Origin of the sequence: Streptomyces lydicamycinicus (assembly GCF_000829715.2) — a bacterium.
GTDB lineage: Bacteria > Actinomycetota > Actinomycetes > Streptomycetales > Streptomycetaceae > Streptomyces > Streptomyces lydicamycinicus.
In genome coordinates this window covers 657,397-681,985 of sequence record NZ_BBNO01000007.1, presented here as the reverse complement: position 1 = coordinate 681,985, position 24,589 = coordinate 657,397, and the positions used below count along the sequence as shown (strand labels likewise).

Annotated in this window: 21 protein-coding genes; 14 read left to right on the top strand and 7 right to left on the bottom strand. The window is 70.7% G+C overall.

Translation table 11 applies throughout. The features are described 5' to 3' along the window. Positions 1-45 precede the first annotated feature (45 nt). Both TU31_RS25510 and TU31_RS25505 read left to right on the top strand, forming a co-directional pair. Entirely contained in the window at positions 46-1,107 is a 1,062-nt protein-coding gene (locus TU31_RS25510) for a class I SAM-dependent methyltransferase (protein WP_042158561.1), read from the top strand. A gap of 133 nt (positions 1,108-1,240) precedes the next feature. After that, positions 1,241-2,488 (top strand): glycosyltransferase, encoded by a 1,248-nt coding sequence (locus TU31_RS25505; protein WP_042158560.1) that lies wholly within the window; start codon positions 1,241-1,243, stop codon positions 2,486-2,488. A 139-nt stretch (positions 2,489-2,627) separates the two neighbouring features. Here the strand turns inward: TU31_RS25505 and TU31_RS25500 are convergent, their stop codons facing one another. Then, complete coding sequence (locus tag TU31_RS25500) at positions 2,628-3,542, bottom strand: alpha/beta fold hydrolase (RefSeq protein ID WP_042158559.1); 915 nt, start codon at positions 3,540-3,542, stop codon at positions 2,628-2,630. A gap of 119 nt (positions 3,543-3,661) precedes the next feature. Here TU31_RS25500 and TU31_RS25495 point away from each other — a divergent pair, with 119 nt between their 5' ends. Further along, positions 3,662-4,270 (top strand): TetR/AcrR family transcriptional regulator, encoded by a 609-nt coding sequence (locus TU31_RS25495; RefSeq protein ID WP_042158940.1) that lies wholly within the window; start codon positions 3,662-3,664, stop codon positions 4,268-4,270. 112 nt (positions 4,271-4,382) lie between these two features. Further along, positions 4,383-5,147 (top strand): ankyrin repeat domain-containing protein, encoded by a 765-nt coding sequence (locus TU31_RS36245; RefSeq protein ID WP_042158556.1) that lies wholly within the window; start codon positions 4,383-4,385, stop codon positions 5,145-5,147. A gap of 619 nt (positions 5,148-5,766) precedes the next feature. Here TU31_RS36245 and TU31_RS25480 read toward each other — a convergent pair. After that, entirely contained in the window at positions 5,767-6,393 is a 627-nt protein-coding gene (locus TU31_RS25480) for an alpha-ketoglutarate-dependent dioxygenase AlkB (RefSeq protein ID WP_042158553.1), read from the bottom strand. A 711-nt stretch (positions 6,394-7,104) separates the two neighbouring features. Between TU31_RS25480 and TU31_RS38765 the strand changes: the two genes are divergently transcribed. From TU31_RS38765 to TU31_RS25450, 6 genes are all read left to right on the top strand, one after another. Continuing rightward, positions 7,105-7,341 carry a hypothetical protein gene (locus tag TU31_RS38765; RefSeq protein WP_158894646.1) on the top strand — a complete coding sequence of 79 codons (237 nt, stop codon included), beginning with the start codon at positions 7,105-7,107 and terminating at the stop codon, positions 7,339-7,341. A gap of 59 nt (positions 7,342-7,400) precedes the next feature. After that, positions 7,401-8,819: a hypothetical protein gene (locus TU31_RS25470; RefSeq protein ID WP_042158549.1), complete on the top strand. Its 1,419-nt coding sequence runs from the start codon at positions 7,401-7,403 to the stop codon at positions 8,817-8,819. A gap of 158 nt (positions 8,820-8,977) precedes the next feature. Next, on the top strand, positions 8,978-9,766 hold the full coding sequence (locus TU31_RS25465; RefSeq protein ID WP_042158938.1) for an aminotransferase class IV: 789 nt from the start codon (positions 8,978-8,980) through the stop codon (positions 9,764-9,766). Between the two features lie 132 nt (positions 9,767-9,898). Further along, on the top strand, positions 9,899-10,657 hold the full coding sequence (locus TU31_RS25460; RefSeq protein WP_042158547.1) for an IclR family transcriptional regulator: 759 nt from the start codon (positions 9,899-9,901) through the stop codon (positions 10,655-10,657). A 173-nt stretch (positions 10,658-10,830) separates the two neighbouring features. Then, positions 10,831-11,991 (top strand): PP2C family protein-serine/threonine phosphatase, encoded by a 1,161-nt coding sequence (locus TU31_RS25455; RefSeq protein WP_370682761.1) that lies wholly within the window; start codon positions 10,831-10,833, stop codon positions 11,989-11,991. Positions 11,992-12,197: 206 nt separating this feature from the next. Then, positions 12,198-12,617: a PPOX class F420-dependent oxidoreductase gene (locus TU31_RS25450; protein ID WP_042158545.1), complete on the top strand. Its 420-nt coding sequence runs from the start codon at positions 12,198-12,200 to the stop codon at positions 12,615-12,617. Positions 12,618-12,727: 110 nt separating this feature from the next. On the opposite strand, the gene TU31_RS25445 is transcribed toward TU31_RS25450, so the two are convergent. Continuing rightward, positions 12,728-13,615, bottom strand: a complete 888-nt coding sequence (locus TU31_RS25445) for a SigB/SigF/SigG family RNA polymerase sigma factor (protein WP_370682760.1) — start codon at positions 13,613-13,615, stop codon at positions 12,728-12,730. Positions 13,616-14,088: 473 nt separating this feature from the next. On the opposite strand from TU31_RS25445, the gene TU31_RS25440 reads away from it, so the two are divergent. From TU31_RS25440 to TU31_RS25425, 4 genes are all read left to right on the top strand, one after another. Then, positions 14,089-14,982 (top strand): Vgb family protein, encoded by an 894-nt coding sequence (locus TU31_RS25440; RefSeq protein WP_042158543.1) that lies wholly within the window; start codon positions 14,089-14,091, stop codon positions 14,980-14,982. 356 nt (positions 14,983-15,338) lie between these two features. Continuing rightward, on the top strand, positions 15,339-16,628 hold the full coding sequence (locus TU31_RS25435; RefSeq protein ID WP_042158542.1) for a PP2C family protein-serine/threonine phosphatase: 1,290 nt from the start codon (positions 15,339-15,341) through the stop codon (positions 16,626-16,628). Between the two features lie 152 nt (positions 16,629-16,780). After that, positions 16,781-17,623: a DUF1206 domain-containing protein gene (locus tag TU31_RS25430; RefSeq protein ID WP_042158539.1), complete on the top strand. Its 843-nt coding sequence runs from the start codon at positions 16,781-16,783 to the stop codon at positions 17,621-17,623. A 142-nt stretch (positions 17,624-17,765) separates the two neighbouring features. Then, complete coding sequence (locus tag TU31_RS25425) at positions 17,766-18,092, top strand: hypothetical protein (RefSeq protein ID WP_042158538.1); 327 nt, start codon at positions 17,766-17,768, stop codon at positions 18,090-18,092. A 78-nt stretch (positions 18,093-18,170) separates the two neighbouring features. On the opposite strand, the gene TU31_RS25420 is transcribed toward TU31_RS25425, so the two are convergent. The 4 genes from TU31_RS25420 to TU31_RS25405 form a co-directional block, all read right to left on the bottom strand. Then, the gene (locus TU31_RS25420) at positions 18,171-19,982 is read right to left on the bottom strand and encodes a M28 family peptidase (protein WP_370682766.1); all 1,812 of its coding nucleotides are present in this window, start codon (positions 19,980-19,982) and stop codon (positions 18,171-18,173) included. 377 nt (positions 19,983-20,359) lie between these two features. Further along, positions 20,360-21,889 carry an L-piperidine-6-carboxylate dehydrogenase gene (gene amaB, locus TU31_RS25415; protein WP_042158537.1) on the bottom strand — a complete coding sequence of 510 codons (1,530 nt, stop codon included), beginning with the start codon at positions 21,887-21,889 and terminating at the stop codon, positions 20,360-20,362. Positions 21,890-21,934: 45 nt separating this feature from the next. Further along, positions 21,935-23,326, bottom strand: coding sequence for a 2-oxoadipate dioxygenase/decarboxylase (gene hglS / locus TU31_RS25410; RefSeq protein WP_042158536.1), 1,392 nt, complete (start codon positions 23,324-23,326; stop codon positions 21,935-21,937). A 29-nt stretch (positions 23,327-23,355) separates the two neighbouring features. After that, positions 23,356-24,525, bottom strand: a complete 1,170-nt coding sequence (locus TU31_RS25405) for an NAD(P)/FAD-dependent oxidoreductase (RefSeq protein ID WP_042158932.1) — start codon at positions 24,523-24,525, stop codon at positions 23,356-23,358. Positions 24,526-24,589 lie beyond the last annotated feature (64 nt).

Here is a 24,589-nt window from a genome sequence, read left to right as displayed (position 1 = left end):
CAGCCACGCCCACGCCACCAGGACTACAGCTGAAAGGGGCTCCCCGTGAGGAACAAGCGAAGCGAGCAGATCGCCGCCCACAGACCCCGCTACCAGGACGAGCTGGCGCACGGGCTGGACCGGTTCTTCGATCCGGAGCGCGCCACCTGCCCCTGGTGCACCTCCGCCCGCCTGCGCCGCCGTCTGTGCACCACCAACCATCCCCAGCGCAAGCCGGGGCACTTCGTACTCGACCAGTGCCGCAACTGCGGGCACGTATTCCAGAATCCCCGGCTCAGCGCGGACGGCCTGGATTTCTACTACCGCGACTGTTACGACGGCCTGGGCGAGGCCACGATGGCGCGGATGGCCGCTTCGCCCCTCGCGGTCAAGCTCTACCGTGCCCGTGCGCGGGCACTGCTTCCGTTCAGCCGCCCCGCACGCTGGCTGGACGTGGGTACTGGCCACGGCCACTTCTGCGCCGAGGCCCGGAGAATCCACCCGCGTACCGAATTCCACGGGCTCGACTGGGGCGAAGGCGTCGAGATCGGCGTACGCAACGGCCGGATCACCCGTGCCTACCGGGGCTCCTTCGCCGGTCTGGCGGGTCAACTCACCTCCCAGTACGACGTGGTGAGCATGTACCACTACCTGGAACACACTCTGGCGCCACGGCAGGAGCTGGCCGCCGCGCATACGGCGCTCCGGCGCGGCGGGCATCTCCTGATCGAGGTACCCGACCCCCAGTCCGCCGCCGCCCGGTTGCTCGGCCGCTGGTGGGGCCCCTGGCTACAGCCACAGCATCTGCACCTCATCCCGCTGGACAACCTCTGCGGCGCACTGACCGAGCAGGGCTTCACCGTGGTGGCCACCAACCGGCGGGAGCCGCACATCCCGACCGATCTGACCTCCGCGGCCGTGAACGTGCTCAACTGCGTGCTGCCGGGCGAAGATCTGCCGTGGCTGCCCAGGAAGCCCGGCCCGGTCAGCCGCTGGGTCCGCAGGCTGTCCCTGCTGGCCGCAGCGCCGGCCCTCCTCGTCCTCTTCGGAATCGACATCCTGCTCGCGCCGCTCACCCGGCGCACCCGTCTCTCCAACGCCTACCGGGTGATCGCACGCCGGGACTGACAACCGGCGCCCTGCACAACCGTGCAGGAAGACAAGCGTTTTCGGCTCCACGGGGCTGCGGCGGATAGCCCACCCGAGTGAAGCAGTACGTGGTCGGAATCGCCGGAACTCAGGGAACGGAACACTGCCGACTATGCACATCCTCATCGCTACCGCGGGGTCGCACGGCGACGTGGCTCCCTACACCGGCCTCGGTGCCCGGCTGCGGCAAGCCGGACACCGGGTGGTGATGGCCACCCATACGCGCTCGGCCGAGGCGGTCCGCCGCAGCGGTCTCGGTTTCCGCCCGCTTCCACTCGACCGGTACGCCACCTCCGGAGCGGATTCCCAGGAGGGAACCGGGCCGGGTAAGCGCGGCTCGGGGGCCGGTCTTTCCAAGGTCGAACAGATAAAGCTGGCCCGGGAATTGGCGCCGGAGATGGCCGACGCGGTGACGGATGCCTGTGCGGCCGGAGCCGAAGTCGTTTTGCTGTCCAGCGGTTTGGCGCCCTTGGGGCTCGTGGCGGCGGAGGGTCTGGGGCTCCCCAGCCTCGGTGTCTTTCTGCAACCCCTCGCGCCCACCCGGGAGTTCCCGCCGGTCATCTTCGACGTGCCGTCGATGGGGCCGTTCGCCAACCGGGCCGCGGCACGGTGCGCCGAGTCCCTGCTGACCCGGGCTTTCGCCCCTGGCGTGCGCCATCTGGAGCGCCGGCTGGGCGTGTCGCCGGCCGCCCTCGAACGGCGTCGGGCCACCTGGCCCGTTCAGCACGGCTTCAGTCCCGTGGTGGTCCCCCGGCCTGCCGACTGGCGGCGGGGGATGGAGGTGGCGGGCTACTGGTGGCCGTCGGAGAGCCCCGATTGGACGCCGGAGCCCCGGCTCGCGGACTTCCTGTCCTTCGGACCGCCACCGGTGTTCGTGGGGTTCGGCAGTATGCAGCCCAGCGACCCGGAGCGACTGGGGCGGCTCGTGGCCCGGGCCCTGAAGCTCGCCGGGGTTCGCGGTGTGATCCAGGCAAGCTGGGCCGGCTTGGCGGTGGACGGGGACGATGTGCTGACCGTGGGCGAGGTGCCGCACTCCTGGCTGTTCCCGCGGATGGCGGCCGTCGTCCATCACGCGGGGGCCGGCACGACGGCGGCCGGTCTGCGCGCAGGGGTACCGGCGGTCCCGGTGCCGATGATGCTGGACCAGCCGTTCTGGGCCTCGCGCCTCACGGCACTGAGGGTCAGCCCGGGGAAGGTGCCGTTCCGGCGGCTGTCCACGGAAAACCTGGCGGAGGCGCTACGGAAGGCCGTGCACGACCCCCGGTACCGTCATCGTGCCCGGCAGGTCTCGGCGTTGATCGGCACGGAGGACGGTGCCGGCCGGGTCCTGACGGCCGTGGAGCAGCTGGCGGGGCGGTGACGGGGGTGGCCGGGGCGCCGAGGCCGAGGTCTTGAGGAGGGGCGGAGCGGCCGCCCGATGAGAGGACGGGCCGGTCGGTCGGGGCGGACGGCGAGGAGCCCACCGCCCCGCGTCATCGCCAACCGGCCCAGTATTCCCCTCAGTTGATGTCGTCCATAAAGCTCAACATGCGGCTGTTGACCTGTGCCGCGTGGTCGATCTGCGGTCCGTGACCGGTGTCGGCGATGATCTCGACGCGGGCGCCGGGCACCAGACGCGGGACGCGTTCCCGCTGCCACTCCGGGTGCACCAACAGGCTCCGCTTCCCCAGCAGCACATACAACGGGGTACGGATACTGCGCAGTTCGCCCTCGGTGAGCGGGAGCGGAGCCGGGCGGCGGATGCGGTAGGCGCGGACGCCCAGCCGCACCATGGTCCGTAGTTCCGGCACCACCAGGACCGGCTGTTCGAGCCAGGCGGCGAGGCGCGGACGCATCGCCTTCGGCGCGAAGGTGGCCAGCAGGCTGATGAAGACCCAGCTGAAGAACCGGACCCCCACCTTCTCCAGGCCGCCCGGGTCCAGCAGAGTGGCCGAGGCCAGTCGGCCGGGCCGGTGCAGCGCCTGGTTCAGCGCGAGCCATCCGCCGTAGGAGGCCCCGACGAGGTGGACCCGGTCGAGCCCGAGGCCGTCGAGCGTCTCGTCCAGCCACCGGGCGGCACGTTCGGGCTGATGGATGGGTGCGTGCTGCACGCTGCGGCCCGGATCGCCGACGGTGTCCACCGCATAGACCGGGCGCTCCGCGCTCAGCGCGCCGACGTTGGGATACCACTGCGACGAGTTGCCCCCGGCACCGTGCACCAGCACCACGGGGGTCCGGGCGGCGGCGCCGGGGTCGGCCGGTCCGTACCGGTAGACGTGTGTGGTCCCGAAGCGGGTCGCTACCGTCAACTCCTCCTGCGGGGCCGGTCCCAGCGCATAGACCGCGTCGCATGCGGCGAAGTACCGGTCCCGCAGGGCCTCGTTCACATAGCGGCCGACCGCGGGATCACGGTCGCGCGTCGTGGTTTCAGGCATGGCAGGTCCCCTCCGGACATCAGGTTTAGTGGTACCACCGTACCACCAAGATGGTACAGCGGTATCATGAAACGGTCTCACCGGCCGGACGGAACGAACTGAGCGGAGGGCGGCGGCTGATGCCGAAGCGGGTGGACCACGAGGAGCGGCGCGCGCAGATCACCGAGGCGCTGGTACGGGTGGCCGGGCGGCGCGGACTGCACGCCGTCGGGATGCGCGAGGTGGCCGCCGAGGCGGGGGTGTCCCTGCGGCTGGTGCAGTACTACTTCGAGACCAAGGAAAAGCTGCTGCTCCACGGGCTCCAGTGGCTGACCACCCGACTCAGCAGCCGTATCGCCGACCGGGTCCGGGCCGCCGGGGAGGCGCCGGGGCCGCGCGCGGTGATCGAGGCCGTACTCCTCGAAGCACTGCCCACGGACGAGGAGAGCCGGGCCTTTCACCTCGTCCACACCGCCTACGCCGTCCTGGCCGTGACCGACGAGGCACTGGCCGCGCAGCCGTTCATCGACGGCCCCAATGCCGCCGAGGACGCACTGGGCGACCAGCTGGAACGGGCGCGCGAGGCCGGTCTCACCCCACCCGGCCTGGAGGTACGCACCGAGGCCATCAGCCTGCTCGCCCTGTCGGCCGGCCTCGGCACCAGCGTCCTGGTCGGCCAGCGCACCCCGGAGGCCGCCACGGCGATCCTCCGCCATCACCTGGACCGGCTCTTCCCGAACGAGAGCTGAACCCACGGCACGCCGTGCCCCGCCCCGCCGTCGCCAGGTGCGCCACGGCCGCGGCGGCCTGCGGCGGGACGTCGTACGCTGCGCCGAACCGTCCCCCGAGGAAGGACCCTGCATGACCGAGGCGTTGACCCCACAACTCATCTCCGCCCTCTACGAGGACCAGGCGGGCACCGTGGCTGCGCTCCTGCGGCAGGGTGCCTCCCCGTCCGCGCCGGACGCCGACGGGGAGACGCCGTTGTACCTGGCTGCCGTCTCGGGGCAGGCGGAACTGGTGCGACTGCTGCTCGAAGCCGGAGCCGTCCCCGACGCGGAGAGCAGGGGAGAGCCGGGAAGCGAGGGGCTGCCGCTGTGCGCGGCGGCCTGCTGGGGCCATGAGGAGGTGGTGCGCGCACTGCTCGCCCACGGCGCCGATCCCAACCTCAGGGAGGATGACGGCACTTCCTACACCCCCTTGATGTGGGCGGCCGCCAATGGCCACCACCAGACCGCTCAGCTCCTGCTGGAAGGACAGGCGGATCCGGACGCGGGCCACGGCGACCGGACCCCGTTGATGATGGCGGCCGAGCGGGGATCGATCGCAGTCGTACGGGCTCTGTTGCGCCATGGCGCCAGCCCACAGCTCACCGACGCACAGGGCCGAACGGCATGGCACATGGCCCGTGAGGAGAGTGGCAAGGACGTCGAAAGCGAACTGCGCCGGCAAGCGGGCGCGTCCCCGGACAGCCGGTGCGAGGTCCGCCGCAGCCCCCGTCCCGAGGGCACCGAATTGGTCGAGCTCATTGTCCGCGCGCCGGACGGAACGCACGCGGCCGAGTACCACCGGGAGACGGGGCACGCCGCCATTGTGGCGCTGCTGGAGGAGAACGCGCCGGATTGAGGCGGGCGGGCCCAGGGGCGCACGGAATTCCCGTCACGCCCCGGTCGATGTTTTCGGGATCGGCCACGATCCTGCGATTCCGCGCCCATCGACCACATTCATAGGATTTCTGCTTTTCTCCGGCCTCTGTCTGCATTGTGCAAAACCACGGGCGTTGGCGGGATGGAGTGAGCGCCACGGGTGCATGGTCATTCCTGCCCGGCCAACGGCGGGGCGGTCAACATCACGGCAATGCAGAAAGGCATGATCCGCAATGATTGACGGGTTCAAGCGCGCCCTCGCTCTCGGCGCCGCCACCGTGGCCCTCGCCGGAGGCGCGGCCTTCTCCTCGGTGGGGGTCGCCTCGGCCACGCCGTCGCACCACGGCGACCACTCCGCCACGAAGCATGTCGACCGGGGCCGGTGTCATATTGTCCGCGGACACTGGGTCCGGGTCTGGCACCCGGCCTGGCGTGACCGGCACGGCCACCGCCACCCGGGCCACTGGATGCGGACGTGGCACCGCGGCCACCTGGTGTGCCACAGACACTGATCGCGGCACCCCCAGCAGTTCCCGGGCCCCCGAGCCGATCACCGGCTCGGGGGCCCTCTGTCCTCACGCGGGAACGTCGTCCCGGCGTCAGCGCACGCCGTGCGGCCGGAACTGAATGCTGATCCGCGGCCCGGCCGCTCGGGCGGTCTTGGGGATCGCGTGTTCCCAGGTCCGCTGGCAGGAGCCGCCCATCACGAGCAGATCGCCGTGCCCGAGCGGATGCCGTATCGAGCCGCCGCCGCGCCGCGGTCGCAGCAGCAGATCACGCGGCGCGCCCACGGACAGGATCGCGACCATCGTGTTCTCCCGTCTGCCGCGGCCGATCCGGTCGCCGTGCCAGGCCACGCTGTCGTGGCCGTCCCGGTAGTAGCAGAGGCCGGCCGTGGTGAACGGTTCGCCGAGCTCAGTGGCGTAGTGGGCGGAGAGGGTTTCCCTCGCCTCATCCAGGACGGGGTGCGGCAGAGCCTCGTCGGCCTGGTAGAAGGCGAGCAGTCGCGGTACGTCCACCACCTGCTCATACATCCGTCGGCGCTCGGCCTGCCAGGGAACCTCCGCGGCGAGCCGCTCGAACAGGGCGTCGGCCCCGCTCAGCCAACCGGGCAGCAGGTCGATCCAGGCACCGTCGCCGAGCTCGGAGCGGTGCATCCCGCCCAGCGGACCGAGCCGAACCTCGTCGGTCTGATCGAAGAGCGAGCCCTGAAGATGCCTGGCCATGCCGCAAGGGTACGCCAGTAATCGAATGTGTGTTCTGTCGCGGGGGGCGAGCGGGCGAGAGATGGGGCAGAGGGTGGGGGCTCATGGGCCCGGAGCGGCGCCGGGCGGGTGACCGGTACGTGCCGTCCGGGGTCCGGCGGCCGAGATTCCGCCTCTCGCTCCTCCGTACGAGGGAAACCGCGTCTGCGAAACGTTTTTCTCTCACACTTTCGTGCGCCCTGACTCTTCTCCGGGTGACAGGAAGCGTCGCCGAAGGGCTGGGCCGGTGCCACGGGTATGCCCTCTCCGGCGCCGCGTCACCCCGTGGAATTCCCTACGGCGCGGGCTTCGTCATGAGCGCCGCAACACCTGACGCAGCCGTGGGAACCCAGGGAAGGGAACCTGCCCCATGACACCTCCCACTCACTGGACCCGACCAACTCCCCCCTTTCGGCAAGCGACTTGACGTCCCCATACGGCAGCACTCGCCATCGAATCGCAGCCGGTCACGTGCGCCCAGGCTGCCGGCGCTGGCTGCGGGGTGCACCGTCTTCACCTGGCTTCTGGTGCCTGCCGCCTCCCCGGCCGCGGGGACACAGCGCGCCGCCGCCGGCAGAGCGGCGCCCAGATCGCCGTGCGTTCGCGCACCGCGAAGTCTGTGCCCAGGGCCCCCGTCAGGCGCATCAGGGCGAAAGCCTGCACCACCCCCTTCCCGCGGAGGAGGCGGAATGGGTGCGTTTCCTGGGAACCGGCCTCTATTACTCCCAGGGGCAGACGGAAGAGGCATTCCACCCCAACTACTACGGACAACGTGCGCTCGGCAACTGCCTCGAACGGTTCCACAAGAAGGTGGCGGACAGCGACCGGCCCCAGGAATGGGCCCTGCGAGAACACCCCCGGAAAGGACTTCACACACATGCGGCTCAAGGCCGTACCCGGCCCGATGTCACCGACCAACACGCCTCCTGACACAGCGCTCTCCCCGGTGCCCTCGGGGACGGCCGACAACGGAAGGATCGGAGAGAACCATGACTGACAGCCCGGCCCTCAACAAGGACCACTTGATGGCGCTGACCATCTACAACCAGCTCTTCGCCGCACTGACCGGCACCTCGCCGGGGGCCGGCGGCTCCAGTCTGCAACCGGCGTTCCCGGCCGACCAGACGTATCTGACGCTCGAACCGGCCGGACGGTTCGTCGATCCGAAGGACTACGCGCGGCCCTGGACGCCGGGCAATATGAAGGGCAGTCTCAGCGCTGCGCTCAATCTGGCCCAACTCGCCGACGAGATCCACCTGACGAACCCGGTCACCACCCGGTCGACGGACAAGCTGTCGGCCGTGTACGGCACCATTCTGCGCGCCAACGTCAATGAACCCGAACCTTCCCAAGAGATCAAGGAAAAGCACGAGGCGGCGTTCAGGGTTCTCTACCGGACGGTCAAGGTGACGGATGAGGACACCGGCGAGGTCACCGAAAAGACCGTCCCCTCCGTCGCGTACCGCGAGTACCGGAAGCTCGAACAGGCCTACCAAGCGGCCCTCTCCGCCTATCAGGGGGCCTATTTGGAGGCCCACAAGACGCCCGAGGGTGCGGAGACCTGGCCGCTGATCGCCCCCACCCAGCGGATGCCCGTCACCGCGGCCTGGGACGACTGGCGCGGGGCGGACGCCGGCATCATCGAGAGCGCCCTCGCGGTCGTCAACACCACCGAGAACAAGGCGGTGGCCATCGCCTTCAGCAAGGCCGGCGAACTGTTCTCGTCATATGCGACCAGCCTTCAGGGGCCCTCGGCCGCGGTGACCTACCGCAGCACCGTCATTCCCAGCGGCTGGGTGTCGGCGGAGGAGGCGGAGGACTGGCCGACCGTGACCATCTCAGCCGGCACGACGGTGGAGAACGACAGCAAGGAAGCATACGACTACGCGGTCAACGGCAATTACGGCCTCGGCTTCTGGGGCTTCAATGTCGGCGGCAGCGGCGAAGGGAGGGAAGAGCGGGAGCGGTCCGACGAGGCGACGAAGGATCTGGAGGTCTCCTTCAAATACTGCCTCTGCACCATTTCGCGCCCCTGGCTCGACGGCACGCTTTTCCGGGCCCCGTACTGGAGCGTCTCGGGCTGGCCGCCCCACCAGGTGTCGGACGGGACCCGCGCCCAGGAGGGCACCTCGCTCCCCATGCTGCCCACGGCCTTTCTGTGCGTACGGGACGTGAAAATCACGGCGAAGTGGGGCCGTAAGGACATCGAGAACGCCCAACGGGCCAGCAAATCCAGCGCGGACGTCGGATGGGGACCGTTCAAGATGGGTGGCTTCCACTCCAGCGACAGCGCCAAGAGCCACCACATGCGCGCACAGTGGGACGGCCGGACGCTGACCCAGCCCGGCCTCCAGATCATCGGTTGGGTTCACACCATCGTTCCTGCCTGCCCGCCCGAACGAGGCTGACCCGGACGGTGCGTGCCCGCCCGGCTGCGGACGGGCACGCACCGTGCCACCGTGGTAGCCGGTCCGGCGCCGCCCGACCTCGGCATCGTCGCGGGCGTCCCCTCCCACCGTTTGAGACCGGGGCCCTCACCACCCGGCCGGCACCTAAGATGCTGATCATGACCGATTCGTCCGCACCCCGCATAGAGATCAACGGCCGTGGCACCGAGGCCGATCCCCTGCTGTTCGAGATGCTGAGCGGCCAGGGACATTTCACGGCCATGCAGGTCAGGGGAGGCCGGGTACGCGGGCTGGATCTCCATCTGAAGCGGCTGGACGCGGCCACCCGTGAGCTCTTCGGTGTGGAGCTGGACGGCGAGCTGGTCCGCGGCAGGATCCGTCACGCGCTGCGGGAACGGAGCCAGGACGCCGCGGTCCGGGTCTACGTCTACCACCCCGAGCCCGGCGACGGGCCCGTCACGGTGGTGACCGTCCGCCCCCCGGTCCCCGAGCCCGAGGCCGCGAAGCGGCTGCGCAGTGTGGCGTACCAGCGGCCCGCGGCCCATCTCAAGCATCTCGGCGGCTTCGGGCAGCGGTACCACCTGGACCGGGTGCGGCAGGAGGCGTACGACGAGGCGCTTCTTGTGGCGCCGGACGGTGCGGTGGCCGAGGGCGCGACCACCAACATCGGCTTCATCGCGGGCGCGACGATCGTCTGGCCCGACGCCCCTGCCCTCCAGGGCACCACCATGCTGGTGCTCCGACAGGAACTGGACCGGGCCGGGATCCCCTGGACCCAACGGCCGGTCCACACCGACGACTTGGCCTCCTTCGACGGGGCGTTCGTCTCCAACTCCCAAGGGGTGGCCGCCGTCTCGGCGATCGACGACACCCGGTATCCGGCGGATACGGAGCTGGTGCGCACGGTGCGGAGCCTGTACGGGGCCGCCCCGTGGGACGAGATCTGACCGCCACCGCCGAGTGGCCTGTTCCCCTCTCCCGCTCGCCGTGTGTGCTCCGGCACATACGGTCCGCAATCGAGGGCGAGCTTCGGCGGGACGGCCCTTGCCCGGGTGGGGCGCCAGGGGCAGGCTGAACGTATGGGCAACGGAGAGGGCCCCACCCTCATCACCTCTGTCCAGCGAGCCTTCCGGCTGATGGAGGCGGTCGGCGCGCACGAGGGCGGTGCGCCGGCGAAGCAGCTGGCACGGGAGACGGGACTGCCCCTGGCCACCACGTACCACCTGCTGCGCACACTGGCGCACGACGGATACATCCGGAAGCTGGACGACGGCGGTTTTGTGCTGGGCGAGAAGCTGACCACACTGCATGCCGGTGGACGGGGCCAAGCACTGCTGAGCCGGGTCCGCCCCGCGCTCGCGGCGCTGCGCGACGAGCTCTCGGCCGCCGCCTACCTGACCTTCTACGAGGACGGCGAGATCCGGGTCGCCGAGATCGTCGACGGCCCACGGGCGCCACGGGTGGATCTCTGGGTGGGCTTCGAGGACGCCGGGCACGCCACGGCGCTGGGCAAATGCGTGCTGCGCGAGCTGGACGACGAGGCCCGCGACGACTACCTCGCACGGCATCCCCTCGTTGATCTCACGCCGCGCACCATCACCGGCCGTGCCGAACTCCTCCGACGGCTCGGCACGACACCCCTGACACCGGCGGTGACGGACATGGAGGAGTACGCCCTCGGGACGTTCTGTGTCGCGGTACCGGTGTACAGCGGTGAAACGCTCGGCTCCCTCGGCGTCTCTCTCCGGGCGGACCGGGTCGCCCACATCGACGAGATCCGGGACCGGCTGCTTCCGACCGCGGACCGCGTGACCAGGGGACTGTCGCTCACTATCTGAAATTCCGGCCCTTGCGGCCGCCACCCTGCACCCGTTTCCTAGATGAAACAGACATTTAGGTACGTAAGTGCCATGAGTAGGGAAGCGAGCCCCGGACGAGGATGCGCCCAGCCCGAACCCACCACGACCACCGGCCGCAGTGGCAGCTTGCGCATTCGTTCTCCGCTCTGCGGATGGCTGCCCGGCGGCCCGTCCCGCCGCGGGACGGCGCCTCGCCCCGCGGCGCGGGCGTCCGCCGGCACTTCGCCTCCGTAGTACCGGTTCTGATCATCGCGGCCGTCACGCTCCTCGCCCTGACGGGCGGTACCGGGATGAGCTGGCTGCCGCTGCTCGCCGTCGGTCCCGCGCTGGCCGCCACGACCAGCGGGCGGTGGGGAGTGCTCCGGATCGGAGCGCTGGCCGTGGCACTGGGGGCGGCCATCGGGATCCATGCCGGGACGCCGGATCGTGAGCTGGCGATCGTGCTGTCCGCCCTGTCCGCCGTGACCCTGGCCAGCGCTCTGGCCGCGACCCTGCGCAGGCGTCGTGAACAGGTACTGGCCGCGGTCCGCTCGGTCGCCGAGGCCGCGCAGCACGCCTTCCTCAAGCCGGTCCCCGCGACCGTGGGGCCCTTCCAGGCGGCGGTCCGGTACAGCGCCGCCGCGGCCGAGGCGCGGATCGGCGGGGACCTGTACGCCCTGGTGCCCACCCCCTACGGCATCCGGCTCATCGTCGGCGACGTCCGCGGCAAAGGACTGCCGGCGGTCGGCGTCGCCGCTCTGGTCCTGGGTGTCTTCCGGGAAGCGGCCTACGACGAACCGGATCTCCTCGATGTCGTCCACCGCATCGAACGGAGCCTGGCGCGCAATCTCGGACCGGACGACTTCGTCACCGCGGTGATCGCCGGCTACCCCGACGCCGACCGGATGGAGCTGGTCAACTGCGGGCATGCCGCTCCGCTGCTGGTCCAGGACTCGGGCGTGCTGCCCGTGGAGCCTGCCCGGCCGACCCCGCCGCTCGGCCTGCGGGCCCTGGCCGACGAGTCCCCGGTCCTCCAGGAAGTAGCGCTGGCCGACGGAGACCAGCTGCTCTTCTACACCGATGGCGTGACCGAGGCCCGCGACCACGAGCGGGAGTTCTACCCGCTCGGGGAGCGGCTGTCGGTGCATCTCTCGGAGGAGCCGTCCCGCACGCTCGCCGCGCTCCATGAAGATCTGCTCACGCATGTGGGCGGAGAGCTCCATGACGACGCCGCGATGCTGCTGCTCCGGAAGCCGGCCGTCGCCGCGGTGGTACCGAGTGCCGTCGATGAGCCGGTCGAACGGTGCCCCTCGCGGCCGGTGGCCGCCGAATAGGACGCGGGGGCGGGGCGGGCCTTGGGCCTCGTTCTCGTGATCAGTGGCCCGGCCTGACGGCGGTGGCGTGGCCGGGGACGCCGGGCCATGGTCGCTCCGTCGCCCCGGTCAGCAGGAAGGTGAGCGGTGGGCTGAGTACAGTCGTTGATGCCGGTCATGTCGAACGTTCCGACCGGCGGGCGGCACCGTAGTGGAGGGCACCTCAGATGTCGAAACCACCGCTTCCCGATGCGGCAGTCAGCATGTTGGGGAAGGCGAACCCGTCGGTCATCACGACGCTGCGGACGGATGGGCAGCCGGTCTCCACGGCCACCTGGTACCTCTGGGACAACGGCCGGGTGCTGGTCAACATGGATGAAGGCCGCAAACGGCTGGCGCACCTCCGCAACGATCCGCGGGTCACGCTCACCGTGCTGGACGAGGGCAACTGGTACACGCACCTCAGCCTCATCGGCCACGTCGCCGAAATCCGGGCGGACGACGCGCTCACCGATATCGACCGACTGGCACAGCACTACCTCGGCAAGCCGTACCCTCAGCGGGACCGCCGTCGGGTCAGCGCCTGGATCGAGATCGACCGCTGGCACGGCTGGGGCAGCTTGAAGGACAGCAGCCAGGCCGGCTGATGACGGGCCGGCCCGGCACGGCGGGGGTCGGACCCGCACCCGGTCGGCACCTGCCCTGGCCTCCGGCCACTTCCTCGTCACACCTCTGAGCCACCGTCACAGCGGGCGCTTCAGCCCTCGGCGAGCAATCCCTCGCGCAGGGTGGTGCAGGCGCGGGTCAGCAGGCGCGAGACATGCATCTGCGAGAGGCCGAGTTCCTCGCCGATCTCGGCCTGTGTCATCTCCGCCCCGAAGCGCAGCTGGAGGAGGGTGCGGTCGCGGTCGTCGAGCCTGGCCAGGTGTGGTTTGAGGGCCTGGATGTCTTCGGCGAGGCCCAGGGCGGGGTCCTCGGCACCGATGAGGTCGGCGACGAGACCGGTCTGCTGCTTGCCGCCACCGCCGGCCTGGATCGGCCGGTCGATGGAGTCGCTGTCGTAGCCGTTGCAGGCCACCAGGCCCTCCGCCACCTCGCTCTCGGGCATGTCGAGGTGGTCGGCGAGTTCCGCGACGGACGGCTCGTGGCCGCCCTCCCCCTCCAGCTGCTCCCGGGCCCGGGCGAGGTCGATCCGGAGCTCCTGGAGGCGCCGCGGCACCCGCACCGACCAGGTGGTGTCGCGGAAGAACCGCTTGATCTCGCCCTGGATGTAGGGGACGGCCAGCGTGGTGAACTCCACGTCACGGGAGGGGTCGTAGCGGTCGATCGCCTTGATCAGACCGATCGTCCCGACCTGGAGGACGTCCTCCATGGATTCCCTGCGGCTGGAGAACCGGCGGGCGACATAGCGCACCAGGGAGAGGTTCATCTCGATGAGGGTGTTCCGCACGTACTGGTACTCGGGCGTGCCCTCCTCCACCGACTCCAGCCGCGCGAGGAAGAGCCTGGACAACTCCCGTGCGTCGGCCGGGGCGACGCGCTGCGGCGCCTCGATGTGCGGCAGCACCGTCGGAGCCGGAACGGCACGCACCTTCGACGTGGTCTCCGGCTCCATCCCGGCCGTCATGGTGCTGTTGGTCCTCATGCTCTGGCTCCCGCCTTGTTGCTGAGCCCCCGTCGCACGCTCCCCTACCCGACGCTGACACATGCATGTCCACTCTTTCCGGTGCGTTGGCCCGGGGCGAGCGGTGGCGACTGGAGTTTGTGGTGAGTGCGGGCGGCGCGCGGCGTTCCCTCGGCGAGCAGCCGTCGACGGGGAATCAACTGGCCGCGGTGTAGCTGACGTTGGAGATTTCCGGAGTCAGCCCCTCCGCCGGCTGAGATCTGCGGACGCACTCGACCCGCCGGCTGCGCCGCTCGCCCGCGGCGGAGAGCTCGCCAAAAATTCTTGTTGCTTCTGCGGGGGTGTCGTGGCAGCATTCTTAATGCAACTTAAGTAGCAGTAGCGGCGCTCCGGTCGGCCTGCTCCGACGCTGCCGCTCCCGCACCTACTCCCGCTCCCCCACCCCCGACGACGGCCCCGCACCCCGCACCCCGCCGAAAGGACCAGCCCAACCGATGACCCGACGTACCGCCTCGTTCCAGCAGATCCCCGTCTCCGACGCGGACGCGGGCCCGTATGCCCTCACCACCGGCCCGGACGGCGCCCTGTGGTGCACCTTGGTCCACGCGGGGCAGATCGCCCGCCTGACCCCGGACGGCCAACTCGACCGCTTCGCCCTCGACTCCGCGGACTGTGGACCGTCCGTCATCACCTCAGGCCCCGACGGCGCCTTGTGGTTCACCCGAAGCCGGGACCATCGGATCGGGCGGATCACCGTGACCGGCGAGGTGAGCTCGTTCCCCCTCCCCACTCCCGGCAGTGGCCCCTTCGGCATGGTGTCCGCCCCCGATGGAGCGCTGTGGTTCACCCAGCTGCACGGCGACCGGATCGGCCGGATCACCACGGACGGCCGGGTGACGGAATTTCCGCTGCCGCTCAGCGGCGCGTTCCCCTCAGCCCTCACCACCGGGCCCGATGACGCCCTGTGGTTCACCCTCAATCAAGCGCATGCGATCGGTCGCATCAGCTTCGACGGGGACATCACCCTCCACCCCCTCCCCACCGAGAACGCCGCGCCGGTCGGCATCACCTGCGGCAGGGACGGCGCACTCTGGTTCGTGGAGATAGGCGCCGGCCGGATAGGCCGGATCACCACCGACGGCCGGATCGACGAGTTCCCCCTCCCGGACCCCTCGTCCCGGCCCCATGCGATCGCCGCCGGACCGGCCGGTGACTGCTGGTTCACCGAATGGGGAGCCAACCGCGTCGGGTCCATCACCCCTGACGGCCGCATCGAGGAGTACGACCTGCCGATCGCCTCGTCCGAACCGCATGGCCTGGCCTTCGGGCCGGACGGTGCTCTCTACGTGGCGCTGGAGGTCGGTGTGGTTGCCCGGCTGGTGCTCTAGGAGGGAGCGCGCGGTTCGCCTCTGTCTGCGGCTGCGTCGGCAGAGCTGCCTGCGGGCGATGGCGGCACGGAACCGGTGGCCTTGTCTCCCCCGCCGGGTCGCGGCGTGAGCGACGTATCGCTTCCGGTCACTCAGCGCCCACCGTCCGCAACCCGGAGGTGTCGCTCCGGTGCCGTACCGCGGTGTCGCTGTCGCCGAGCTCCGTCCGGGTGTCACCATCGACAGCACAGGCATCGCCACTGGCCGCAGGGGCAGCCGAGGATGCCGCGGAAGGGACAGCCCACGGGCCGGACGGCCCGGCGGGCCGACGCCCGAGGAAAGGTGCCTCCATGAGCAGTCCTGCCGCCCGGGGGCGGATGCTGGGTGACCTCATCGCCGCGAGCCATGTGGTCACCCTGGAGCAGATCCCGGACCTGGTCGCCAAGCACGCGGCCAAGGTCGGCTGGCTGGATGTGCAGATCTACCTCGCCGATCTCCAGCAGGTCATCCTGTGCCGGCTCGGCGGGCAGGACTCCGTTCCCGGTGAGGAGACGGAGTCGGCGGCGGACGTGGTGCGGGTGGAAGGCACGCTCGCCGGCCGGGCGTTCCAGACAGGAGGCATCGTCGCGGGCAGCAGCTCTGAGGCGGGCCAGTGGTGGGTGCCGATGCTCGACGGCACCGAACGGCTGGGGGTGCTGCGCGCCACCGCCGCCCCGGACTCGGAGATGGACGCCCAAGCGGCCCAGGACCTGCGCAACCTCGGCGGGCTGATCGCCTTGATGATGGTCAGCAAGCGAGGCGTGAGCGATACCTACGCCCGGCTGGTGCGGCGCCGGAGGATGAATGTGGCCGCGGAGATGGAGTGGCGCGTCATGCCGCCCCGGACCTTCGCCACCGACCGGGTGCTGATCAGTGCGGTGATGGAGCCCGCCTATGAGGTCAGCGGCGATGTGTTCGACTACGCCATCGCCGAGGAGACCGTGCACCTGGCGCTCTTCGACGCCATGGGCCACGACACGGCCGCCGGGCTGACCGCGAACCTCGCGCTCGCCGCCAGCCGTAACCACCGCCGGCAGGACCGCGGCATCCTGGAGATCGCCGAGGAGGTGGAACGGGCCCTCGTGGCGCAGTTCAGCTCGAACCGCTTCGCCACCGGCATCCTCGCCGAGCTGAACGCCGGCACCGGCGCGCTGACCTGGACCAGCCTCGGACACCCTCCGCCGGTCATCATCCGCCAGGGGCGTACGGCCGTGACCCTGTCCTGCTCGCCCGCTCCTCCCATGGGCACCGACCTGGGCGTGCCGCCGACACTCTGCCGGGACCAACTGGAGCCCGGCGACCGGCTGCTGCTCTATACCGACGGCATCACCGAGGCGCGTGATCGCAGGGGACACGAATTCGGCCTGGAAAGCTTCACCGACTTCCTCATCCAGCACCATGCCGATGGACTGCCCGTACCCGAGACGCTACGGCGGCTGATCCGGCGTCATCTCGCCTACCACGACGGACGGCTTGAGGACGATGCCACGGTACTGCTGCTGGAGTGGAGCGGCCCCACCCCGTACCGCCCCGCCCGTGTCGAGGCCCTCGCCGGTCTCCCCGAGCACACCACCCCCGCCACCGCCCTGCCCACCCCGTGGGCGACGCCCGGCACGGACGCCCCGTGACGCGGTCCGCGCCGGGGGCGCCGTCGCGGTGGAGCGGGACGACGAGGGCATACGCGGACCGGCTGCGGCCGGCGGGCCCGGTGGTTTCCGTTCTGCGGCCAGGGGCAAACGGAGTGCACCCGACGGCTGGGTCAAGCCTCTGGAGGCCACATATGCACACCACCACCGCGGTACCCCACATCGGACGAGGCACGGCCCACCGCGCGGCCCGCAGCTCCGCGGTCCGCGTCGCGGCACGTGGGGGTTTCGTGGCCCGGGGCGTGATCTACCTGCTCGTGGGGGTGCTGGCCCTGCGGATCGCGTTCGGTGACTCCGGTGAGCAGGCCGACCGGGGCGGGGCGCTGGCAGAGCTCGCCGCCCGGCCGTTCGGCAATGTGCTGATCTGGGCGCTCGGTGTGGGCCTGGCGGGGATGGCGCTGTGGCGCCTGTCCGAGGCGGGGTTCGGCGCGGCCGGGCCCGACGGGCACAAGGCCGGTACCCGACTGCTGTCGTTCGCCCGCTTCGTGTTCTATGCCGTGGTGTCGCTCTCCGTGGTGTCCTTCGCCGCAGGTGAGAAGGGCAGCGGAAGCGGGTCGAGCGATCAGCAGTCCCGGGATGCCACGGCCCAGGCCCTGGGCCTGCCCGGTGGCCCCTGGCTGGTGGCCGCCGCAGGTGTGGGCATTGCCCTCGCCGGGATCTGGATCGCGGTGCGCGCCGTCCTCCGCAGGTTCCACAAACATCTTGACCGGAGCGGAATGTCGCCACGGCTACGGCGCGGGGTCGATGTGCTCGGCATATCCGGCGGTCTCGCCCGTGGTGGGGTGTTCGCGGTCGCCGGGGTGTTCGTCGTCAAGGCCGCGGTGACCTACGACCCCGACCGGGCCAAGGGCATGGACGACACCCTCCGCTCCTTCGCGGACACCTCGGCCGGCCCCTGGCTGCTGGCCGCGATCGCCGCGGGTCTCGCCCTGTTCGGCCTCTTCTCGTTCACCATGGCCCGGTGGCGCAACGTCTGACCACGCCACACCACGTCGCGCCGAGCGGCCGGCGCCTCTCCAGCCTCATTGCACGGCTCTCCAGCCTCACCGCACGGTGGCCCACCGGAATGCGCCCAGCACGCCGACCACTCCCCTGCCCCATGACAGGAGTTCCTCTCGCATGACCGAGACCCATCAGAAGGCCCAAACGGTACGCGCGGTGTTCCGGGCGGAGGCCTTCGTCCGGAACGGTCGCTGGCACCTCGAAATCGCCAGCCTCGACCGCGAGCCCGAGACCGGCGACACCGAGGCCCTGCTCGTCACCCTGTGGCCCGTCGAGGACACCCCCGACGGCAGTGGCTTCCCCGCCGGGCCGCTCGGCGTGCAACTGCACGAGAACGGCTTCGCCCTCGCCGACCCGGACCACGGCACCGGCGGCTGGACACCCACCGGCGACCGGGGCCACTACAGCGCGGCGTGCTACCCGACGGGCGATACGACGGCCTGACGCCTCCGGCACCGGAGGGGCGGGGCACACCGGCCCTCGCCCCTCCGATGCCGTCGGATCAGCCGGGAACAGCCGGGATCAGCCGGTCTGGAGCGCCACGTCGTCGACGACGAAGCTGGTCTGGAGACTGGCGTCTTCGGTGGCGGTGAAGGTCAGGGTGATGCGCTGTCCGACGTAGCGGCTCAGGTCCAGGGTGCGCTGGGTGTAGCCACTGGAGGCGTCGGTGTTGGAGAGGGTCGTCAGGGTGGTGCTGCCCACCTTGACCTTGAAGGTGTCGTAGGCGACGCGGTCGGACTCATCGGTGTCGATGTGCAGCCAGTAGGTCAAAGTGGCCTTGGCGCATCCGGCGGGCACCGTCACCGACTGGCTGAGGGTATCGGTGGCGGAGGAGCCGTAGCCGCCGAGCCAGGCGAATCTGCTGCCGCTGTGGGCGGACTGCCCCGCGTGGGCGCCGATCGTCCCGGTGTCGCCCGTCCACGGGGTGGTGCCGCTCTCGAATCCACCGTTGGTGAGGAGCTGTTGGGCGGTGCAGCCGCCGGTTCCCCGGACGGTCAGGGTGTAGGTCGTGGTGTGGGTGACGGACCCGGTCCCGGTGATGGTGAGGGGGTAGGTGCCGGCTGCGGTGGCCGAGGTCGTGGCGACGGTCATGGCCGAGCTGCTGCCGGAGGTCACCGAGGCGGGGTTGAAGGAGACGGTCACCCCGGCCGGAGCGCCGGTGGCCGACAGCTGCACGGTCTGGGCGGATCCGCTGGTGGTGGCCGTGGAGACGGTGCTGGTGGCCGAGGCGCCCGGGTCGACGCTGCCGGTGGCCGGGCTGGTGGCCAGGGAGAAGTCGTTCGCCGGGGTGGAGTTGGTGACGGCGAGCTTCCACAGGGTGTAGGCGATGCCGTCGACGCTGCGGTTCAGTCCCGTGGCGTTGATGTTGCCGGTGGTGTCGCAGGACTGGTGGTAGCAGGGGTCGTAGGCACGGCTGGCCGTGCCGCCCCACTTGGCCGCCTGCGCCGAGGTCTTCCTGGCACTGGCCCCCATCGCGTATCCGGAGGTCGGGATGCCGGCCTGCTCGAAGGAGTAGTCGTCGGAGCGGCCGGCGCCCTCGGTGTTCTCCTCGGGCTGGAGGTTGAGGGAGTCCCAGTACGCCTTCATCGGCTGGGCGGCGGTGGAGTTGACGTGGTTGATGAAGTAGCCGCCGTTGGTCGAGGCGATCATGTCGAAGTTGTAGTACGCCTTGATCTTCGACCGCTCGGTGGAGGAGAGCGAACCGACGTAGAAGTCGGAGCCGTTGAGGCCCTGTTCCTCGTCGGTCCACCAGCCGAAGCGAACCCGGGCGGCCATGGCCGGGTGCTGTTCCGCGAGGGTCAGTGCCGTCTCCAGCAGCGCGGCCGAGCCGGAGCCGTTGTCGTTGATGCCCGGACCGGCGCCGACGCTGTCGAGGTGGGAGCCGAACATATACACCTTGGTGGCGTCGCCCTGCGGCCATTCGGCGATCAGGTTGGGCCCGGCCCCGCTCGCGCAGCCGGAGGTGCAGGGCTGTTCGGTGACGGTGTAGCCGGCCGCCTGGAGCTTGTTCTTGACGTAGGCGACGGAGTCCCGGTAGCCCTGCCCGCTGGACTTGCGGTTGCCGCCGTTACGGGTGGCGATGGCGTTCAGCTCGGTGAGATGTGCCTGGACCTTGGCCACATCGATGTCCGGGGCATCGGCCGCAGAAGTACCGGGGACGGAGGGGCCGTTGACCGCTGTTCCGGGAGCGCTGCTCGCGGCCTGGCCGGTGGATATCGCGGAGTGGGGCGGGTGGGTCCGGGGGGTCACCGCGGCCGCGGGGGCCACGGCCAGTGCGGCCGCTCCGATGGTGGCGGCGAGGGACACCCCGGCCACCGCGAATCTTCGAAACACCATGACTCCTTGAGGGGGTAGGGAGTGCTACCGACGGAGGTTCTGGTGGAGCGCCGGGCCGTGGCAGCGCCTTGCCGTCCGGCCGGCTGCGACGAGGTGGGGCTCATGCGCGGCGGGGGAAGGCATGTCCATGACCCAAGCCGCCGTACCATCACACCGCCGCACCCACGGCGTCAACGGATGTCCCCGCGTGGAGCGGTGTTTGTCGAAAAACGGCAGGTGGCGCCCGATATCCGGGCACTTACCCGTGCCCGTGACGGCTGCCGGACCCGGCGCCGGGCCCTCCGCGACACGATGAACCCCCGCCCCGGCTGGGAAGCCAGGGCGGGGGCACAGGTTCCGCTCACGCGGATGACGTTACGTCAAGCAGTCGCGGCCTAAAGGAAGCTGACGTTCTGCGCGAGGGCGAGCCGGCTGGAGTAGTTGATGGTGTTGGTGGCGGAGCGCATGTAGGCGCGCCAGGCATCGGAACCGGACTCGCGGCCGCCGCCGGTCTCCTTCTCGCCGCCGAAGGCTCCGCCGATCTCGGCTCCGGAGGTGCCGATGTTGACGTTGGCGATACCGCAGTCGGAGCCCTCCGCCGACAGGAAGAGCTCGGCCTCCTGCTGGTCACGGGTGAAGATGCTGGACGAGAGGCCCTGCGGGACATCGTTGTGCAGCGCGATGGCCTCCTCCAGGTTCTCGTAGGTCTGGACGTACAGGATGGGGGCGAAGGTCTCCTCGCGGACCACGTCGGTCTGTGCGTCGACGCGGACGATGACCGGCTCGACGTAACTGGCCCGGGGTGCGGCGTCGGTGAGGCGCCGGTTGCCGCCGGCCAGGATCTTGCCGCCCTCCGCCTGTGCGCGGACGAGGGCGTCCTGCATGGTGTCCAGGGCCTGCGGGGTGATGAGCGGCCCGACGAGGGTGGTCTCGTCGAAGGGGTCGCCGATGGGGAGCTTCTGATAGGCGGCGGTCAGCCGGGCGATGAGGGTGTCGGCGATGTCCTGGTGAACGATGAGACGGCGCAGGGTGGTGCAGCGCTGCCCCGCGGTGCCGGCCGCGGCGAAGACGATGCCCTGGACGGCGAGGTCCAGGTCGGCGGAGGGGGCGACGACAGCGGCGTTGTTCCCGCCGAGTTCCAGCAGGCTGCGGCCGAAGCGGGCGGCGACGCGGGGGCCGACCTCGCGTCCCATACGGGTCGAACCGGTGGCGCTGACCAGCGCGACCCGGGGATCGTCGACGAGCTTTTCCCCGACGGTGCGGTCACCCAGCAGCAGGCGGTGCACATCACGCGGTGCCCCGACCTCCTCGGCGGCCCGGTCCAGCAGCCGGGTGCAGGCGAGCGAGATCAGCGAGGTGAGCTCGGAGGGCTTCCAGATCACGGTGTCGCCGCAGGCCAGGGCGACGGCGGTGTTCCACGACCAGACGGCGGCGGGGAAGTTGAACGCCGAGATCACACCGACCACACCGAGGGGGTGCCAGGTTTCGGCGAGACGGTGGCCGGGGCGCTCGGAGGCGATCGTCCGGCCGTAGAGCTGGCGGGACAGCCCGACGGCGAAGTCACAGATGTCGATCATTTCCTGGACCTCGCCGAGTGCCTCGGAGCGGATCTTGCCCGCTTCGATGGTGATGAGGTCGCCCAGGTCGCTCTTGTGTTCCCGCAGCAACTCCCCCAGTCGGCGGACGAGTTCGCCGCGGCGGGGCGCCGGGGTGGTGCGCCAGGTGAGGAACGCCTCGCGGGAGGCGGCGAGGGCCTCCTCGGTGTCGGCGGCGGTGGCGGCGCGCAGGCCGAAGAGGTCTTCACCGGTGATGGGGCTGCGGGCGTGGAAGTCGCCGCCTTCCTCGACGGTGACGCCGACGCGGGTGAGGGCGGCGCGGGCGCGGGTGCGCAGGTCCTCGGTGGTGGGGAGGGCGGTGGCGGTCATGATGCTCCTTGGGGTGGGGAGGGGTGGGGTGACGGCTCGGCCGGGTCAGCCGGGCAGTCCGTCCAGGGCGAGTTCTCGGGCGACCTGGGCGAGGGAGCGGTTCTGCTGTTCCTCGTAGAGGTCGAAGGGGTCCAGGACCTCGCGTCCGATGGCACCGGAGAGCCAGGCGCTGTCGTAGGCGATGCCGGTGCGGTCGTTGTTCCTGGAGCCTTCGTCGCTGAGGTTGGACTGGAAGATGCCTGCTGCGGAGCGCGGCAGGAAGTCCTCGTAGACGAGGGGTTCGGCCCGGACCCAGCCCTGGTCCAGCAGGGCGTCGAGGCCCGCGGGCGGGCGGCTGCCGTCCGCCGGCCGGCCGGGCACGACGTGATAGGTGAAGTGCGCCAGGCCCTGGGCGGCGAGGGCGTGTTCGGTGTCGGGGAGTTCCGCCATCCACACGGCGCGGGCGACATCGGCCCGGTCGGCCTGCGGGTCACGGGCGGTCAGTTCGTCGACGCGGGCGAGCAGCGCGTCGTAGCGGGCCCGGCCCCGGCGGGTGAGGGCGATGCCGCGGGCTTCGACCTCACCGAAGCGCACCCGCAGGGCCCCGCTGATCACCTCGCCGTCCGGGGTGCGCATCGCCCGGGGCTCGGCGAGGGCACGGAAGGAGGTCTGGCGCAGCAGGACATCGGGGCCCGGCCACCGGGGCGGCCCCTGAATGGCGTCGATCATCTCGATACCGCGCTCGGTCATCCGCCGGTAGAGCGCATCGATGTCCAGCACGCGGGGGGTGAGGTGGTTGATGTGGGTGCTGCGTACGCCGCCGATGTCCGCGGCGACCGCGGAGACCTTCTCCAGGGTTTCGTACCAGGCCTTGTCGACCGGCTCCGGGGACAGTTCGAAGACCTGCACGGCGAGGTGGAGGAAGCGTTCGGCGTCCGTGTCGGACAGTTCTCCGGCGGCTTCCGCGCGGTCGGCCAGGGCCAGCAGTTCCGGGGGGAACAGCTGTCGTCCGGCGAGGAAGTTCTCCAGCCGGGCGCGGAGTCCGGGGTCGAAGAAGCGGGGGTCCGCCGGGGTGAGCAGGGAGGTGAAGACGCGGAAGGGATTCCTGGCCAGTTCCTCACCGTCGACGGGGCGGAAGGCGGTCGAGACGACGGGGATCGCGCTGCCCGCAGCCTCCCGCAGATCGTAGAAGCCGACCGGGTGCATGCCCAGGGCGCCGAAGATCCGGGCGACCTGTCCCAGTTCCTCGGGTGTGCCGACCCGGATGGCGCCGTGCCGTTCCGCGGTCACCCGGCCGATCGACCCCAGGCGCTCGGCGTCGGCGCCCCGCTCACGCAGCACTTCCTCGTTGACCTCGTGCGAGACGTCCACCAGCGTGGTGTAGGCAGGGACCTCCCGCCCGTACATGTCGGAGAGCCGCCGGGCGAAGGCGGCGCGCAGTTGCCACTGACTGAACATCGACAGGTCTGCCTTTCGGTCGGGGGAAGTCACACCACGTGTGCTTCGGGGCGGGTTTCGGCACCGGTCGTGAACCGGTCGGCGCTGAGCGGGGTGACGTCCACGAACGGTGCGCGGTCGAGGTGGAGGTCGCGCATGATCTCGCCGACCGCGGGGGCCTGGAGGAAGCCATGACCGGAAAACCCCGTGGCGTACAGGAAGTTGGGCAGCGTGCCGGAGCGTCCGATCAGTGCGTTGTGGTCGGGGGTGACCTCGTACAGTCCGGCCCAGCCGTCGTGGGTCTCCATGTCGGCGAGGGCCGGGGCCCGGCGCCGTGCGGCGGCGCGGAAGAGCCGGAGCCAGTCCGGGGTCCAGGTGGTGTCAAAACCGTCGGCCTGCTCGGGGTCGGCGAGACCGAAGAGCAGTCCGTCGTCACTGTTGTGGAAGTAGGCCGTGGAGGCGAAGTCGATGGTGAAGGGGATGCGCGGGGCGGGCGGCGCGAGCGGCGCCGTGAAGGCGAGCTGGCGGCGCACCGGGCGCACCGGGAGGTGAACGCCCGCCATCGCACCGATCCGTGCGGACCAGGCGCCCGCGGCACAGATGACCGTGGAGCAGGAGATCCGGCCGTGGTCGGTGTGGACGGCGGTGACCCGGTCGCCGGTGGTGTCGAGGCCGGTGACGGCGGTGTGCGGGGCGAAGACCACCCCCGCCCGTGCGGCGGCGCGCGCGTAGCCCTGGACCGCGAGTCCGGGCCGGGCATGGCCGTCGGTCGGTGAGTAGGCGGCGGCCACCAGCCCGTCGGTGCTGAGGTAGGGGCACAGCTGCTGTGCCTCGCGGGGGCCGATCATGCGGCTGGGGACGCCGAGGCTGTTCTGGAGGTGGACGCCGGTCTCGAAATCCGCGGCCTGCTGGTCGCTGGTGAGCAGGAAGAGGTAGCCGACGCTGTCCAGCCGGATGTCGGCGCCGGGCCGCTGCGGGAAGTCCTGCCAGGCACGCAGACTCCTGCTGCCCAGGGCGATGTTGAGCGGGTCGGAGAACTGCGCCCGTACGCCGCCGATCGGCTTGCCCGAGCTGCCGCTGCCCAGCTCACCGCGTTCGACGACGACGATGTTGTGGACCCCGGCCTCGGCCAGATGGAACGCGATGCTGGTGCCCATCACACCGCCGCCGATGATCACCACGTCGGCCGTGGGCGGGACGGTGCGGGAGGTGGATGACATGGACAAGAGGCCGATCCCTTCCAGAGGCCCGGCCCGGTGCCGGTGGGCGTCCGTCCGGCACATG